The organism is Sanguibacter biliveldensis (assembly GCF_033798665.1).
GTDB classification, from domain to species: domain Bacteria; phylum Actinomycetota; class Actinomycetes; order Actinomycetales; family Cellulomonadaceae; genus Sanguibacter; species Sanguibacter inulinus.
In genome coordinates this window covers 676,995-692,072 of record NZ_CP138359.1, presented here as the reverse complement: position 1 = coordinate 692,072, position 15,078 = coordinate 676,995, and the positions used below count along the sequence as shown (strand labels likewise).

The 15,078-nt window shown below is 70.7% G+C and carries 15 protein-coding genes; 5 read left to right on the top strand and 10 right to left on the bottom strand.

Annotation, left to right across the window (positions count from 1 at the left end; all coding sequences use genetic code 11):
* Positions 1-147: 147 nt before the first annotated feature.
* Positions 148-693 (top strand): hypothetical protein, encoded by a 546-nt coding sequence (locus tag SANBI_RS02995; RefSeq protein WP_319158798.1) that lies wholly within the window; start codon positions 148-150, stop codon positions 691-693.
* Positions 694-730: 37 nt separating this feature from the next.
* On the opposite strand, the gene SANBI_RS02990 is transcribed toward SANBI_RS02995, so the two are convergent.
* The 3 genes from SANBI_RS02990 to SANBI_RS02980 all read right to left on the bottom strand — a co-directional run bounded on the left by SANBI_RS02990 (position 731) and on the right by SANBI_RS02980 (position 4,072).
* Positions 731-2,023 carry a tetratricopeptide repeat protein gene (locus SANBI_RS02990; RefSeq protein ID WP_319158796.1) on the bottom strand — a complete coding sequence of 431 codons (1,293 nt, stop codon included), beginning with the start codon at positions 2,021-2,023 and terminating at the stop codon, positions 731-733.
* A complete protein-coding gene (locus tag SANBI_RS02985; protein WP_319158794.1) occupies positions 2,020-3,309 on the bottom strand; it encodes an ATP-binding protein in 1,290 nt (429 codons plus the stop codon). The genes SANBI_RS02990 and SANBI_RS02985 overlap by 4 nt, the downstream gene beginning before the upstream one ends.
* A gap of 268 nt (positions 3,310-3,577) precedes the next feature.
* The gene (locus tag SANBI_RS02980) at positions 3,578-4,072 is read right to left on the bottom strand and encodes a hypothetical protein (protein WP_319158792.1); all 495 of its coding nucleotides are present in this window, start codon (positions 4,070-4,072) and stop codon (positions 3,578-3,580) included.
* A gap of 411 nt (positions 4,073-4,483) precedes the next feature.
* Between SANBI_RS02980 and SANBI_RS02975 the strand changes: the two genes are divergently transcribed.
* From SANBI_RS02975 to SANBI_RS02960, 4 genes are all read left to right on the top strand, one after another.
* Positions 4,484-5,701: a PLP-dependent cysteine synthase family protein gene (locus SANBI_RS02975; RefSeq protein WP_319158790.1), complete on the top strand. Its 1,218-nt coding sequence runs from the start codon at positions 4,484-4,486 to the stop codon at positions 5,699-5,701.
* On the top strand, positions 5,698-6,516 hold the full coding sequence (locus tag SANBI_RS02970) for an HAD hydrolase family protein (protein ID WP_319158788.1): 819 nt from the start codon (positions 5,698-5,700) through the stop codon (positions 6,514-6,516). The genes SANBI_RS02975 and SANBI_RS02970 overlap by 4 nt, the downstream gene beginning before the upstream one ends.
* Positions 6,517-6,673: 157 nt before the next feature.
* Positions 6,674-6,961 carry a helix-turn-helix domain-containing protein gene (locus SANBI_RS02965; protein WP_319158786.1) on the top strand — a complete coding sequence of 96 codons (288 nt, stop codon included), beginning with the start codon at positions 6,674-6,676 and terminating at the stop codon, positions 6,959-6,961.
* The gene (locus SANBI_RS02960; RefSeq protein WP_319158784.1) at positions 6,958-8,217 is read left to right on the top strand and encodes a type II toxin-antitoxin system HipA family toxin; all 1,260 of its coding nucleotides are present in this window, start codon (positions 6,958-6,960) and stop codon (positions 8,215-8,217) included. Before SANBI_RS02965 ends, SANBI_RS02960 begins: the two co-directional genes overlap by 4 nt.
* 28 nt (positions 8,218-8,245) lie before the next feature.
* Here the strand turns inward: SANBI_RS02960 and SANBI_RS02955 are convergent, their stop codons facing one another.
* The 7 genes from SANBI_RS02955 to SANBI_RS02925 form a co-directional block, all read right to left on the bottom strand.
* Positions 8,246-9,034 carry an ABC transporter ATP-binding protein gene (locus tag SANBI_RS02955; protein ID WP_319158782.1) on the bottom strand — a complete coding sequence of 263 codons (789 nt, stop codon included), beginning with the start codon at positions 9,032-9,034 and terminating at the stop codon, positions 8,246-8,248.
* Positions 9,031-9,828 carry an ABC transporter ATP-binding protein gene (locus SANBI_RS02950; protein WP_319158779.1) on the bottom strand — a complete coding sequence of 266 codons (798 nt, stop codon included), beginning with the start codon at positions 9,826-9,828 and terminating at the stop codon, positions 9,031-9,033. The genes SANBI_RS02955 and SANBI_RS02950 overlap by 4 nt, the downstream gene beginning before the upstream one ends.
* The gene (locus SANBI_RS02945) at positions 9,828-10,757 is read right to left on the bottom strand and encodes an ABC transporter permease (RefSeq protein WP_319158777.1); all 930 of its coding nucleotides are present in this window, start codon (positions 10,755-10,757) and stop codon (positions 9,828-9,830) included. The genes SANBI_RS02950 and SANBI_RS02945 overlap by 1 nt, the downstream gene beginning before the upstream one ends.
* Positions 10,754-11,719, bottom strand: coding sequence for an ABC transporter permease (locus tag SANBI_RS02940; RefSeq protein WP_319158774.1), 966 nt, complete (start codon positions 11,717-11,719; stop codon positions 10,754-10,756). The genes SANBI_RS02945 and SANBI_RS02940 overlap by 4 nt, the downstream gene beginning before the upstream one ends.
* Positions 11,720-11,821: 102 nt before the next feature.
* The gene (locus SANBI_RS02935) at positions 11,822-13,354 is read right to left on the bottom strand and encodes an ABC transporter substrate-binding protein (RefSeq protein ID WP_319158772.1); all 1,533 of its coding nucleotides are present in this window, start codon (positions 13,352-13,354) and stop codon (positions 11,822-11,824) included.
* An 864-nt stretch (positions 13,355-14,218) separates the two neighbouring features.
* Positions 14,219-14,554 carry a hypothetical protein gene (locus tag SANBI_RS02930; RefSeq protein ID WP_319158770.1) on the bottom strand — a complete coding sequence of 112 codons (336 nt, stop codon included), beginning with the start codon at positions 14,552-14,554 and terminating at the stop codon, positions 14,219-14,221.
* Positions 14,555-14,714: 160 nt separating this feature from the next.
* A complete protein-coding gene (locus SANBI_RS02925; RefSeq protein ID WP_319158768.1) occupies positions 14,715-15,014 on the bottom strand; it encodes a hypothetical protein in 300 nt (99 codons plus the stop codon).
* Positions 15,015-15,078 lie beyond the last annotated feature (64 nt).

The following is a 15,078-nucleotide window of genomic DNA, read 5'->3' as shown; positions in this document are numbered from 1 at the left end:
GACGCTCCACCGAGCACGACCTGCACCACCGAGCACCACCGGCCCCGTCTGACGGAGCCGCACGACGCCGAGGGCGCCGACCTGTCCGAGAGGACGGGGCGGCGCCCTCGGCGCGTCCTGAGACCTCCGTGCAGTACCTTGACCGTCATGGCCAGCCCTCTCAGCGAGCTCAGGTGCCTCGGCGAGCCGACGCTCGCCCACCTCGACCTCGACCTCCTGGACCGGTACCGCTTCGCCGACGGTGGCGGCTTCCCGCCGTCCTACAGTGACCTCGTCCGACGTGTCGGGTGGGGCAGGACCTTCGGTCTCTGGCTGGTCTACCCGCCGCTCCTCCCCGGCTTCGCCGACAGCTGGCAGGGTCGAGCAGCCGAGCTCACGCGCCGCTTCGCCGCGACCTACAACGACGGCCAGCGCGAGGACTTCGACTGGATGGTCGAGCCGGACGGCAGCTGGGAGCTCGCCGCCGACCTCTGCGTCTTCGCCTGGAGCGAGAACGGCGACGCGCTGCTCTGGGACACCGGGTCCCGCAGTGCCGACGGTGAGCTCCCTGTCTGGGAGTCGCGGTCGCTCGACTCCCTCCACCACCTCGGGGGATCTCTCGTCGAGGCTCTCGGGCACCTCAGCGCCAGCGCCGAGGCCCTCTTCGGTCCGCGCGACCACGACGTCGAGCCCTTGCCTGCCGTCAGGCTGTGACCAGCCGAGGCAGGTGCCCCCGGCGCGTCAGCCCGCGTCAGACTCTCGTGGCGGTGGAGTCCCGGCCCGCACCTCGTCCCGGGCGCGGGTCGTCTCCGCCGAAGGCGACGACGCGGTCCCAGAGCCAGTCGGCCAGGCTCTCCGCGAGCTCTCGGTCCGGCTCCCCGGGGGTGCGGCGGAAGAGCCGTCCACCCGTCCCCTCGAAGACGTAGGACCCGGAGTCGTCGGTGAAGACCTGCGTGTAGTACTCCCCCTCGGCATCCCACTGCGGCCAGACCTCGGGGTGCTCCTCGATCGCCTCGTCCATCGCACGGACCTCGTCCGCGGTCATGAGGCGGAAGGCCGGGCCGTCGCGCCACAGCCCGCCGGTGCCCGGCTCCTGACCGTCGTGCCACACGAGGACCTTGTCCTCGCCCCCGCTCGCCCGCGCCGTCTCCTTGTCGAGCGGCGGACGCAGCGAGCCGGCGAGGTCCTCCGGCATGACGGCGTCCAGCGCGACGAGCGCCTCGTCCACGCCGGTCTCGAAGAGCTTGTCACGCAAGATGCGCCACGCGATCTCGCCCATGCCGCCAGCGCGGAGGTCGTCCATCGTCCCGGCGCCGCTCTCGATAGGTGCCAAGAACGCCTTGGCGATGACGATGCCGGCCCGCGCGGCCTCCTCCATCGGGTCGTCCTGGAGCACCCGGCGGAAGAGCTCGGCCGCGTCCTCGGGGCGGTAGGTGTACAGGTAGGCGTATCCCAGCGCTGTCGCGATGGCCGCGTTGGTCGGGTCCGCCTCGATCGCCTGCTGCGCTGCGACGAGGAACCGGTCCGGCGGCGTGCCCGTCGCCAAGAACCACCCGGCGCGCAGAGCCAGCGCGTCGGCGTAGCGGTCAGGGTCGGTGCGTGCGCACAGCTCTACGGCGTCGTCGATCATCGCCCAGCCGGTCTCCGGGTCCACCGCGAGCGCCGTGGTGCTGGCGAGGTCCATCCTGTCGCGCCAGTCGGCCTCGGGGTCCTCGCGCAGCACGAGCTCCGCCAGGCGGAGCGCCTCGGCGTAGTTCCCGGCGGAGTCTTCGAGGTCGCGCAGGCGGCGGAGAGCGTTGAGGTACTGGCGGTCGCGACGCCCCATGAGGTCCTGCAGCAGCCTGCGTGCCTCGTCGACCTCGCCGCACGCCTCCCGGTGCATCGCGATCAGGATCGTCATGCCGGTGAGCTCCGGGGCCCGGGCGAGCACGCTCAGCGCGAGCTGCGGGATGCGCGGGTGCTGGGGCTGGGCCTCGAACAGCTCCCACGCCAGGTCGCGGTCCCTCGAGATCGCCTCGCGCTCGAGGTCGAGCGGCTCGTTCATCGCATCCCGTTCTTCACGCGGTAGGTGCGCAGCTGCGCGAAGGTGCCGTCGTCGACGCCGTACTCGAGGACCGGCGCGATCTGGTCGAACCAGGAGGTCGTCGACGGGGTCAGACCGGCTGCCGCGTCGAGCAGCGCCTGGGTGGTGACGGGCACGATGGCACCTGCACTCATCGAGGCCGTGAGCGACTGCTGGAGCGCGATCTTCGCGACCTGCGCGATGTCGGCTCCGGAGAACCCCTCGGTCGCCGCGGCGACGGCGAGGACGTCGACACCGTCGGCGGGCTTGCCCGCGAGGTCACCCTGCAGGATGGCGGCGCGCGCGACGGCGTCGGGCGGCAGCACGAGCACGGTCTTGTCGATGCGTCCGGGCCGGCGCAGCGCCGGGTCGATGTCCCACGGGCGGTTGGTCGCCGCGAGGAAGTAGACGCCGTCGTTCTCGCTGGTGACGCCGTCGAGCTCTTCGAGGAGCTGGGTGACGATGGTGCGCATCGCCTGCGACCCGCTGCTCGAGGTGCGGCGCCCGCCGAGGGCGTCGAACTCGTCGAAGAAGATCACGCAGGGCGACGCGGCACGCGCGTCCTTGAAGACGCTCTGGATCGCCTTCTCGCTGTCCCCGAGCCACTTGCTCAGCAGGTCAGCGAGGGTCACGTGGATGAAGGAGGCGCCGAGGTCTCCCGCGATCGCCTTGGCGACGTAGGTCTTGCCGCACCCCGGCGGGCCGTACATGAGCAGGGAGCCGCCCGGCTTCTGACCGAAGGCCGCGGCCATCTCAGGGTTGCGCAGGGGCGCGAGGAAGGTCGAGTCGAGGTGCTGCTTGACGTCGGCGAGCCCGGCGACGTCGTCCAGGGTGACGGCGGGGCGCTCGGCGTCCCAGAGCCCGGGGTGGTCGTGGCGGGCGTCTGCGGGGTCAGGAGTCGTCGGCACCGGGACCCGAGCCGGGGCCGGTCCAGGAGTCGGGGTCGACGTGGGAACCGGACCGAGAGTCCGGGCTGACTCGTCCGACGGGTTGGGCTCGTGCGATGGGGCTGCCTCGTGCGACGTTGCTGGCTCGGTCGAGGAGACTCCCTGCGGTCCTCGCAGCCGGGCTGCCATCACACGGGCCCGCAGCAGGCGCACCCGCGCCGGGTCGCCACCGTGCGCCTCGAAGGCCGCCACCTCGTCGGCTGCGCGGTCCGCGTCGCGCTCCAGCAGCAGCGTGACGAAGTCCTCCCGCAGTGCCATGTTCGTCGGGTCCTGCGCCACCTCGGCGGCGATCACCTCGAGAAAGTCGTCGTCCTGCGTCATCGGGTCCTCCGAAGGGGTGCGCGGTGCGGTCCATCCTGCCAGCGGGAGACGTCTGACCGACCGAGTACGCCAGGTTTGGGGAGAGGTGCCCATCGGTGCGCGCCGCGACGACGGGATGCATCGAATGTGATTCATCGAGGGGCCGCAGACCAGATGCATCACATGTGATGCATCTGGTTGCTCTAGGGCGTAGAGCTCGGGGCCCTGGCGTGAAGCGCTGGCCTGCCCGACCGCCGGGCCATCGACCCAGCCAGCCGGTCGCAGTGCGTCACTGGAGCGCCGCCCGCAGGTCGGCGATCAGGCGCGGTGTCCGTCGCTCGATGATCTTCCTGATCTCGCCCAGCGGGTAGGCCAGCCTGACGACGAAGTAGTTGACGTACTCGACGACCCCGAAGGACCACACCCCCAGGACGAGGACCGCAGCCCAGGGGGCTGACGGCCACCAGATCAGCACCCCGACGAGTCCTGCCACGAGGAGCACAGGGTCGAGGACACGGAAGACGCTGTAGACCGCGGCGAGCCCGACGGGCATCGTCCTCCGGCAGACCCACGTCCGGGCGGCCAGCCAGTAGAGGCCGGCCTGCACGAGGACCACCAGCAGCGGTATCAGCGCCGACCAGAGCGCGAACCTGTCGTCGGGATCGCCGAGACGCGGGACGACCGCGGTGGTCGCGACCCCGGCGAACACTGCCGCAGCCACGAGCTCACCGGACCCCAGGCTCAGATAGGTCCGGCGCAGCTCGTCTCGTCGCCGGTCGATCACACGAGAAACCCTATGCGCGGCGGTCCCCACCCGCGGCTCTGAGATCCCGGGACCCCGAGATGCCGGACGCCGGACGCCGGACGCCGGACGCCGGACGCCGGACGCCGGACGCCGGACGCCGGACGCCGGACGCCGGACGCCGAGATCGTGACGTCCGAGCGAGATCGCGCCTTGCACGTCACGATCTCGCTCCGAAGTCACGATCTCGCCGGAGCAGGGGCAGGGGCAGGGGCAGGAACTGGAGCTGGAGCAGGAGCTGCAGACGGCACCGGGGCTGCAGACGGCGCCGGCGGGCCGGGGCCGCCAATGGTCCGGCGCTGTCGGGGAACGGTCCCCAGCCCGGCGCGAGGCGCGCAGGTGTGAGGATAGGTGCGGCACACCAGGCAGCACAGGCGGTAGGAGGCACAGACGGTGACAGGCGACGACAGCGCGCGCACGTGGACCAGCGAGGCGGTGCGGCTGCTCGAGGCCGACGCGACCCGGAGCGCCGACACCCACCTGCTCGTGTTCCCGCTGCCCGCCGAGTGGGGCATCGACCTGTACCTCAAGGACGAGTCGATGCACCCGACGGGGTCGCTCAAGCACCGTCTCGCGCGCTCGCTCATCCTCTACGGCCTGGTCAACGGTCGGATCCACGAGGGCACGACCCTCGTCGAGGCGTCGAGCGGCTCGACCGCGGTGTCCGAGGCGTACTTCGCGCGGATGCTGGGCCTCGACCTCGTCGCGGTGATCCCGCGCGGGACGAGCGCCGAGAAGATCGCCCGCATCGAGTTCTACGGCGGCCGCTGTCATCTCGTTGACGACCCGGCGTGCATGGACGACGAGGCGGCACGCCTGGCCCGGGAGTGCGGCGGGTACTACCTCGACCAGTTCACGCTCGCCGAGCGCGCGACGGACTGGCGCAGCAACAACAACATCGCCGAGAGCACGTTCCAGCAGCTCTCGGCCGAGCGCCACCCTGTGCCCGCCTGGGTGGTCGTCGGTGCCGGGACCGGCGGGACGAGCGCGACCTTCGGGCGCTACGTCCGGTACCAGCGGCACGCGACCCGCGTCGCCGTCGTCGACCCCGAGGGGTCGGCCTTCTACGGCGGGTGGAGCACCGGGCGCCCCGACCACACCACCACCGCCTCGAGCCGCATCGAGGGGATCGGCCGACCGCGGGTCGAGCCGTCCTTCGTCCCGGAGGTCGTCGACGAGATGATCCCCGTGCCCGACGCGGCGTCGCTCGCCGCCATCCGGCTGCTCCGCGAGCGCACCACGTACTGGGCCGGTGGCTCGACGGGGACCAACCTCGTCGGAGCGTTCCAGCTCGTCGCGCGGATGCTCGCGGCCGGCGAGACGGGCAGCGTCGTCACGCTGCTCTGCGACGGTGGGGCGCGCTACGCGGGCACCTACTACGACGACGCGTGGGTCGCGGCGCAGGGCTTCGACCTCGCCCCGCACCTGGAGCGGATGGACGCGTTCCTCGCGAGCGGGGTGTGGGACGAGGGTCTTCCGGCTGGGCCAGAGACGAGCACCCAAAGCTCGGGGCACGACGACCGCGCCGCCACGCCCAGCGGACCGAACGGCGCGGGTCCCGCAGGCAGTCCAGGAGCTGTCCCTGCGATCCGGAGCGGTGACGCGCGATGAGCACCTTCGATCGCAGGCTCGTCTTCGTCGACATCGACGGCACCTACGCCCACCACGGCGCGGTCCCGGCGGCTCACGAAGAGGCTGTCGTGGCGGCCCGGGCGGCCGGTCACAGGGTGCTGCTCTGCACGGGGCGGTCCGCCGGGATGCTCCCGCTCGGGATCCTCGACATCGGCTTCGACGGGATCGTCGCGTCGGCCGGGTGCTACGTCGAGGTCGGGGGAACCGTGCTGGTCGACCGCCGGATGCCCGACGACCTCGCCGCGCGGGTGCTGGCCGCCCTCGACGACAGCGGTGCGGCCTACGTGCTGGAGGCGCCCGACGGTGTGTACGCGCAGCCGGGTGTGCCCGACAGGCTCCAGGCGCTGCTCACAGCACCCGATGGTCCCGACGGGACCGTCGACTTCCTCGACATGGTCACGGTCCGCGACGACCTGTCGCAGACGTCCTTCGCCAAGGCGACCTATCTCGAGTCGGCCTGGACCGCGGCGGCCGTCCTCGACGCCGTCGGCCCCGGGCTGGGGCACGTGCCGACGTCGCTCGCGCACGCCGACGACCACAGCGGGGAGATCCACCTGCTCGACGTGCACAAGGCCGTCGGCATCCGCGCAGTCGTCGAGCATCTCGGGGCGCACGACGACACGATCGTCGCCTTCGGCGACGGCATCAACGATGTGGAGATGCTTCAGCTCGCCGACATCGCCGTCGCCATCGAGGGCTCGCACCAGCGGGTCCTCGACGCCGCAGACCTGGTGGCCGCGCCTCCCCTCGAGGCGGGCCTGGCCGTGGTCTTCGCCGAGCTCGGGCTGCGCTGAGCGGCGTCGGTCAGGAGCACCTCAGCTACGCTCCGTCGGCCACCCAGCCATGGGGCGGCACGGCACCGCATGGCCTACCGGACGCCTGTTATGACGAGTAAGATCGTCGTAACAGAGTGTAGTGACGACTCTGCTCGTCATAGTGAGGGCTGCGAGAGTGTCTGGATACCGCATCGATCGCCAGGCTCGCGCCTTCGGCGAGCACGTCCGAGGGTGGCGCATGGTCCTCGGCCTGACAGCGCAGCAGGTCGCCGAACGCGCTGACATCTCGCGCGACACGCTCCGCAAGATCGAGTCGGGGAGCCCGACCGTCAGCTTCGGGAACGTCGCCCAGGTCCTGCGTGCACTCGGCGTCCTGGACCAGGCCGTCGCCGCGATCGACCCGCTCGAGAGCGACATCGGCCGTCTGCGCGCCGAGAACCTCACCAAGAAGCGCGCACGATGACGACCCTCGAGGTCCTGACCGAGGACGCAGGGCACGCACGGCTGGTGGGCCGGGCGCACTTCACACAGGGTCGCGCGCAGCTGTCGACGACCTTCGTCTACGACCCGACCTACCTCGCCGAGGGCGGGACGACCATCGACCCGGGACTGCTTCTCGTCTCCGGGCAGCAGCACCAACCTGGTCTCCTGCGCGCCCTCGCCGACAGCGCCCCCGACCGTTGGGGCCGCAACCTGCTCGACAAGGCCGAGAGGACGCGCGCCCGGGAGGAGAAGCGGGCTCTCCGCAGCCTCGACGACCTCAGCTACCTGCTGGGGGTCAGCGACGACACCCGCCAGGGCGCACTCCGTCTCCGGCTCCCGGGCACAGACACGTACCTCGGCGCGCCCTCGACGGTCCCCCCGCTCGTCTCGCTGCCGCGACTGCTGCGAGCCAGCGACCACCTGGCGTCCGACGACGACCCTTCGGACGCCGTGAAGCAGCTCCTGGACACGGGCACGACCGGACTCGGAGGCGCCAGGCCGAAGGCTTCGGTCCGCCTGGAAGACGGCGGGCTCGCGATCGCGAAGTTCCCGCACTCCAGCGACCAGTGGGACGTCATGGCGTGGGAGGCCACGATGCTCGACCTCCTCGAGAGCGCCGGGATCCAGACACCACAACGACGGCTGGTCACAATCGGCGAGCGGAGCGTGCTCATCCTCCGCAGGTTCGACCGCACGTCGGCCGGCCACCGGCGCGGCTACATCAGCGCGATGACAGCGACGGGATCACAGGACGGTGAGCACCGGGACTATGCCGACATCGCGGAAGCCGTGCGGGACATCTCCCTCTCCCCGCGGCAGGACCACCGCGAGCTCTTCGACAGGGTCGTCGCGAGCGTGGCTCTCGGCAACACCGACGACCACCTGCGCAACCACGGGTTCCTCTTCGAACGCGGCTCGTGGGTGCTCAGCCCAGCGTTCGACGTCAACCCGACACCCGACGTGACGAAGAGCCGATCGACGTCGATCGCCGGTGCCGAGAGCCCACCCGACGAGGTCGACGGGCTCCTCGCTCTCGCTGACGACCTGTCCCTGACCGTCGCTGCGGCCCGAGACCGCATGGCTGACGTCGCTGCAGCGCTCGGCTCGTGGCGCGAGCAGGCCAGACGTCACGGGATCGCAGAACGTGAGATCACGATGATGGGGGAGTCGATCGCGCCGCGGCTCGAGGCTGTCACCGACGCTGGCCGCGCGAGCGCGTCCCACGGCGGTGCCTAGCCGAGCTCGACGGCACCGGTGCCGCAGCTCAGGCCAGCGTCGGGACCGCGTCGAGCAGCGCCCGCGTGTACGGCGACGTCGGTCGGGTGAGGACCTGGCGGGTCTCCCCAGCCTCTTCGACGCGTCCGCCGCGCAGGACGACGGTCTCCTCGCAGAGCTGCCCGACGATCGCCACGTCGTGGCTGACGAGGACGAGTGTGAGGCCGAGCTCGGTGCGCAGGCGGGCGAGCAGCTCCATGATCTGCTGCCGGACCGACACGTCGAGGGCGCTCACGGGCTCGTCTCCGACGAGCACCTTCGGCGACGGCGCCAGGGCCCGCGCGATCGCGATGCGCTGACGCTGCCCGCCGGAGAACTGCGCGGGGTACTTGCGTCGCGCGTCGGCGTCGAGGCCGACCCAGCCGAGCACCTCGTCGACGCGGGCGGAGCGCTCACGCTGGTCTGCGCCGATGCGCAGCGACTGGAGCGGCTCGGCGACGATCTGCGCGACGGTCATGCGCGGGTCGAGGGAGGAGCGGGGGTCCTGGAGCACGACCTGCACCTCGCGCCGGAAGCGCTTGAGGAGGGCCCTGTCACGACGGTCGAGCGTCTGCCCGCGGTAGCTGACCTGACCCGAGGTGGGCGTGTCGAGGCCGAGCAGGAGCCGCAGCAGCGTGGACTTGCCGGCGCCGGACTCCCCCACGATCCCGACGCTGCGCCCCTCGTGCACGGCGATGTCGACGCCGTCGAGGGCTGTCGTCGTGCGACCGCGTCCGCCGAACTCACGGCTCACGCCGTGCAGCGCGAGGAGCGGGACGCTCGTGGTCTCGTCGGTCATCGCGGGTCCTCCTGAGGGAGCCGGCTGACGGCGCGCGCGGCGGCGAGCAGCTGGCGGGTGTAGGGGTGGGCGGGGGCCTCGAGGGCCTGTGCGACCGTCGTCGCCTCGACCACCTGGCCCGAGCGCATGACCACGAGGTCGCGGGCGACCCGGGCGACGACGGGGAGGTCGTGGGAGACGAAGACCAGCGTGGTGCCGGTGCGCTCGATGAGCTCGTCGAGCAGGTCGAGGATCTCGGCCTGGACGGTGACGTCGAGGGCCGTTGTCGGCTCGTCGGCGAGCAGCACCCGCGGCTCGCAGGCCAGGGCCATCGCGATGCTGACACGCTGGCGCTGACCGCCTGAGAGCTGCCACGGGTAGGAGCCGAGGATGCGCTCGGTGTCGTCGAGCCGCACGAGCCTGCAGAGGTCTGCGGCGAGCTCGCGGGCCTTCGCCCGGGAGGCTCCGCGGTGCAGGCGCAGGGGTCCGGCGATCTGCCGACCGACGGTCATCAGCGGGTCGAGGGCCGTGAGCGGCTCCTGGAACACCATGGCGACCTGGGCGCCACGGACCGCGCGCAGGGCCCGCTCGCCGAGGGTCAGCAGGTCGCGCCCGTCGAGCAGCACCTGGCCTGTCGCGGTCATGCCCTCGGGCAGCAGCCCGAGGATCGCGGCTGCGGTGAGCGACTTGCCCGAGCCGGACTCGCCGATGATCCCGAGGCGTCCGCCGAAGGGCACCTCCCAGCTCACGGCGTCGAGCAGGGTGCGCCCACCGGACGTGCGGACTGTCAGGTCACGGACCTCGAGGGCGGTCATCAGTCTCCTCGCAGGCTCGGGTCGCTGCGCTCGCGGATGCCGTCGCCGAGCAGGTTGAGGCCCAGCACCGTCCAGGCGATGAGCAGGCCGGGCAGGATCGCGGCGAGGGGCGCCGCGGAGATGGTCGCCTGCGCCTCGTTGAGCATGCGGCCCCACGAGGCGTAGGGCGGGCGCGGCCCGAGGCCGAGGTAGGACAACGACGCCTCGGCGAGGATCGCGGCCCCGGCGAGCAGCATGAGCTGGACGAGCAGGGTCGGGGCGACGTTGGGCAGCACGTGCCGCCGGACCGTCCCCCACCAGCCCGTGCCCGAGGCGGCCGCCGCGACGACGTAGTCCTCGCGGAGCACCCGCGAGGCGTTGATGCGCGTGATCCGGGCGATCACCGCAGCACCTGAGATGCCGATCGCAGCGATCACCGAGCTGAGCGAGGCGCCGCGCACGGTGACGATGAGCATGGCGAGCAGCAGGGTCGGGAAGGCGATCATGAGGTCGACGACGTTGAGCACGGCCACGTCGACCCAGCGCGTGGTCGACGCCGCGAGGACACCGAGGGTGATGCCGAGGACAGCGGCGATCGCGACCGAGCACACCGCGACGACCACGGCGTTGGTCGCGCCGGCCATGAGCTGGCTCAGCACGTCCCGCCCGAGCTTGTCTGTCCCGAGCCAGAAGTCGGCGCTCGGACCACCGAGACGCTCGCCCGTGCCGCGGGTGCCGATCGTGTAGGGCGTCCAGAAGAAGGCGGCGAGGCCGACGAGCACGACGACCGCGACCATCGAGGCCCCGACGACGAAGGACGGGCTGCGCAGGCGACGGGCCGTCGCGCGGTGCGGTGCAGCGGCGGACGCGTCCGCCGCAGAGCCGGGCACGTCGGCAGGCGGCGTGCCGGCGGTGAGCGGGCCGCGGGGCGAGTCGAGCTGGTCGGTCATCGCGAGCCTCCAGCCGCGCCGAGGGTCGAGCCGAGCCTCAGCCGCGGGTCGATGGCCCGCTGCAGGAGGTCGACCCCGAAGTTGACGACGAGCACGACGGCCGTGATCGCCAGCACGAGCGCCTGGACGACGGGCAGGTCACGCCCGGTGACCGAGTCGAGCAGCAGCGTGCCCAGGCCGGGGAGAGCGAAGACGTTCTCGATGACCACGGCGCCGAGCAGCGAGGTCGCGAGCTCGATGCCGAGGATCGCCACGACGGGCACGGCGCCGTTGCGCAGACCGTGGCGCGCGAGCGCCTGCCAGCGTCCGTAGCCGAGCGATCGGGCCGTGCGGACGTAGTCCTGGTCGAGCACGTCGAGCGTCGCCGACCGCACGTAGCGCACCATGACCGACGACATCGCGATCGACACAGTCACGACGGGCAGGACGAGCGAGCGGACGGCGGCCGCCGGGTCGTCCCAGCCCTGCCGCGGGAAGCCACCGGGCGGCAGCACCCCGAGGCGCAGCGCGAAGATCCACACGAGCAGCACCCCGACCCAGAACACCGGGACGGCCACCCCGAGCTGGGAGACCGCGGAGACTGCCGCACCGACGACACCGCGGCGCTTCACGGCCGCGACGACGCCGAGCGGCACCGAGACGAGGACCGACAGCACGAAGGCTGCCAGGCTCAGCGGCACGGTGATCGGCAGCTTGCTCGTGATGAGCTCGCCGACAGGCAGCCTCGACACGAAGGACGTGCCGAGGTCGCCCGTCAGCAGAGCACCGGCCCAGTCACCGAGCTGGGCGAGCGACGACTGGTCGGTCCCGAGCTCGCTGCGCAGCTGGTCGAGCTGGTCTGTCGTCGTCCCCACACCCAGCGTCGTTCCCGCGCTGTCCCCCGGGAGCAGGCGCAGCACGACGAAGACGACGACGGCTGCGAGCACGAGCGACACGAGGAGCGTCACGAGGCGGACTGCCACGTAGCGGAGCATCGGGGCGCCCGCCCTCAGGGCGCGCCGGGGCGCGGGTGCTTCCAGCGTGGGCGTCTTCGAAGAGTGCAGGGACGACGTCATGACGGCGGGTCAGTCCGCTCGCACGATGTCGGCGACGTAGAAGCTCTCCGTCACCTGGTCGACCGGGAAGCCGCTGATCTCGGAGCGGGCGACCCGGATCTGCGGGTCGAGGTACAGCCACGCGGTCGCCGCCTCCTCGCCGATCGTCTGGTTGACCTGCGTGAGCAGCTCGACCTGCTCCTCCTCGGAGGTGGCGGCGTCGGCGTCGGCGACCCACTGCTGGACGTCGGCGTTGTCGTAGCCCCAGTAGAAGTCAGGGTTCGCGTACCAGACGACGTCGCGCGGGTTCACGTGGCCCATGATCGTCGTCTCGAAGTCGTGGTCCGTGTAGATCTTCTGGTACCAGGTGGCGTCGTCGATCGGGTTGAGCGTCAGCGTCACGCCGACGTCGGCGAGGTCGGTCTGGATGAGCTGGGCGATCGTGTCGGAGGGCTCCCCCGCGACGTAGTCGACGGTGATCTCGAGGTCGCTCACGCCTGCCTCGGCGAGCAGGGCCTTCGCGGCGTCGGGGTCGTAGGCGTGCGCGTCGGCGAGGTCGTCGATGTACCAGGGGTCGGTCGGCGGGACCATCGAGCCGATCACCTGGCCGTAGCCGTCCCAGACGGTGTCGAGGATGCGCTCGCGGTCGAGGGCCGTGTAGAGCGCCTGGCGGACGCGGACGTCGTCGAAGGGCGCCTCGCGGTCGTTGAAGGCCCACAGCTGCTTGGTGGTCGAGGTGCCCTCGGTGATGGTGAAGTCGTCGTTGCCCTCGAACTGGAGCAGCTGGTCCGGGGAGTCCTCGGCGATCACGAGGTCGAGGTCGCCGGTGAGCAGCGCGTTGTTGAGCGCTGTCGTGTCCTTGAAGAACCTGAAGGTCACACCCTCGTTCTTCGGCTGCTCGCCCCAGTAGTCAGGGTTGCGCGCGATGGTGAGGTGGTCGCCCTGCGTCCACTCGACGAGGCTGTACGGGCCCGTGCCGTTGTCGCTGGTGAGCTCCTTGTCGCCGTCCTTGACGACCGTCACCGAGGCGAGGTTGAACAGCAGCGACTGGCTGCGGCGCGACAGCGTGAGCTCGACGGTCTGCTCATCAGGCTGCGCGATGTCGGTGATGACGAGCAGGTCGTTCTTGCGGGCGCTCTTGGAGTCCGGGCCGATCGCCTCGGAGATGCTCCATGCGACGTCGGCCGCGGTGAACGGCGTCCCGTCGTGGAAGGTCACGCCCTGCTGCAGGTGGAAGGTGTAGGTGAGGCCGTCCTCGGACACGTCCCAGGACTCGGCGAGCGTCGGGACCACGGTGCCGTCGATGTCGACGGAGGTGAGGCCCTCGTAGACGTTGCGGGTCATGGTCTGCGAGATGCCCGAGCTGCCGCCGACGTTGCGGACGAGCCCTGTGGGCTCGTTGGTCGAGCCGATGACGATCTCGTCCGAGATGCCCGAGGCCGCGGCGCTGCTGGAGCCCGAGTCTGAGGCGTCGGCGGAGCACGCGGTGAGCAGGAGGGAGGCGGTGAGGAGGGCCGCTGCGGCCTTGGCCGCCGTGGGGATGCGGACGGTGGAGATTCGCACAGGTGGTCCGTTCTGCCAGGACGGTCGGTGGACCGGTCGAGCGGTGAGGGCGCCACCCCGTGGGGCGGGGTGGTGAGGAGAGGCGGCACGGAGGAGCGTCTGCCGGTGACGCAGGTGGCCGAGGTGCGCTCGACGACGTCCGAGGACGTGTCCTGGGGAGGCGCGAGCGGGGTGCGCACCCGGGTACGACGAGATGTCGGCCGGGGTGGGCGTGGCTCGAGGGGTCGAGCGGCCTGATCGCGGTCAGCGGACCTCGCGCCGTGCGCGGGTGATGACGGGGATCAGGGAGCGGTCGGGGACCGTCTCACGTCGCGGCCCCTGCCCTGGGCCAAGCTGCGAGTGGGTGGCGAACCGCTCAGCGGCTACAGCGACAACAGCAGCCGGCGCCGACGTGGCGGGGCTGTGCAAGGGGGCTGACGTGCGAGAGCACGGTCGTGTCGCGGCGCATGATGGGACGACTGTGACATCTCTGTGTCGGCATGTGAACACTTGTCTTGCGATGTGGACAGCTTCGTCTCATCGGATCACATGAGATCTCATGGCACGCTCAGAGCAACCACCTGATCTGGGTCGCGATCCACCGAAGGTAACGCTCATCTCCGGCCAGGCGAACCGAGCCACAGTGGAAGACAAGGCCCTACAACACCGCGCCCACCGAGCGCACCACCCACTTGTCGACAGGCGACGATGAACGTGCCGTGCAGCAACAGGCGTTCGCCGTTCACGGAGAAGAGCGGCTGCAGGGGTCCATGGTGGGAGAGCGCCGCCCGCTGGGCCGCCACCAGCACGACACACGGCACCGCGCGAAGATGGCCACGGGAAAAGCCTGTCCGACCTCAGGGATGCGGCGAACCACAAGGCGACCTATACATCCCGATCGAGCATTCGAATCAACTTCTGAAAAGAAGGCTCCCCTTCAGCCACTCCCGTCAACCACCTCTTGAACCTTCCACCACCATCTTTCGACCATGGCAGAAACTCGTAGAAGGCCTCCACCACGTGCAACGCCTCGTCGAGACTCTCCGCACCCTCGACGAGAGCGCGGAAAGCGGGGAACGAATCCTCGGAGAGCTCGTAGACCGTCTCCTCGATCCGCATCGCCGACTCCCTCCTGGGGGTCGGAATAGAAAGGTCCCAATTCCTTCGGATCCACCACCAGTTGAACGCGTCGTCGCCAAGGACTTTCATCGCATCGCCCATGGGTACCCACCGCCTTCGGCAGTCATTAGATGTGATCGCAGCACAGCATGTCGCCACAGCGGCTAGACCGGCACCGCGGGTAGAGCTAGAGATCGTCATCCAACAAGCAGATCATGCGGTACAGCTCCGGTTCGTCTCGCGCGAGGTTCGTCAACCACGCTCAAGTCTCCCCGCCGACGTCACGGTCCGAAGCGACATGCTCGAAGTACGTCTCGACGACGTCCATACGTTCGGCCGGAGTCTCAGCGGCGTCGACCAACTCCCGAAACGCAGCAAGAGAACAGTGCGAGGACGAGTAGAGGACACCCTCAAGGCGGTCAGCGGAAGCATGCCTCGGTGTCCGCTGCTCGATCTGCCAAACCCTCTTCACCCACCACCAGTTGTAGACGTCGCCCTTCAGCCTCTTCATCGCATCGCCCACCGGGACCTCACCTATGAACCACGGGTAGACCTCGACCACTTCTTCTGGTAACCGACGAGAGACAAGGTCGACGCCACTGTCCCCATCCCTGCAGCTGCCATCG